The following is a 760-nucleotide window of genomic DNA, read 5'->3' as shown; positions in this document are numbered from 1 at the left end:
CCACTGAAGGCGGAGTTGTCCACCGCCACACTCAGCAGCTGCCCGCGCTTGGCGGTAAACGACCAGTTATCACGGTCGTTGCTGTCAGTGAGGTAGCCGCGCCCATAGCCGTGAAGCACGCCATGGCTGCTGTCGTCAGCAGCGAGCAACGCGGTGGGCAGGCCTCTGAAGACATACAGGGTGCCCGCATCATAGGCGGCGGCCAGCAGGTCGATGATCCCATCGCCATCCAGATCGCCGGCGCTGAACCCCGTGACTCGACCGAAATTCCGGCGCGTCGAGTTGAAGTCGAACGTGCCGTCATGACGATTCGTCGCGATGGTGAAATGATCATTGCTGCCCAGCAGGAGGTCGGGCGCTCCATCATCATTCACATCGGTGGTCTTGAGGAAATGATTGTAGTAGGCGCCGTAGCCCAGCGCGGTCACCACGCGCGGACCGAAGGTGCCGTCACCATTGCCCGGCAGCACGGCGAACTCATTGCTGCTGTAGTGCATGACGGTCGCCAGATCGACATTCCCATCACCATCGAAGTCTGCCGCCGCGAAGCCTGCGGGATCGTAGCTGCCGCCCAACTCCGTGAAGGAAGGAGCGCCAAAGCTGCCATCCCCATTGCCCAGCCAGAGCGCGGCCCGCCTGCCGTTTTCCATGTCGCCCACCACAATGTCCGCCTTCGCATCGCCGTTGAAGTCCGCCACCGCCAGCGCCCAGGGCCGCACCCGCGGGCTGAGCGTGTCACCGAGTTTGCTCTCCGTGAAGC

Annotated in this window: 1 protein-coding gene; it reads right to left on the bottom strand. The window is 63.3% G+C overall.

Annotated elements, in window-relative coordinates:
• The coding region (locus ACFQY0_RS21505; protein ID WP_379717072.1) for an FG-GAP repeat domain-containing protein at positions 1-760 on the bottom strand (760 nt) is incomplete at both ends.

The sequence above is a fragment of the Haloferula chungangensis genome, assembly GCF_042664875.1.
Taxonomy (GTDB): domain Bacteria; phylum Verrucomicrobiota; class Verrucomicrobiia; order Verrucomicrobiales; family Akkermansiaceae; genus Haloferula; species Haloferula chungangensis.
This window is presented reverse-complemented; position numbering and strand designations above follow the sequence as displayed.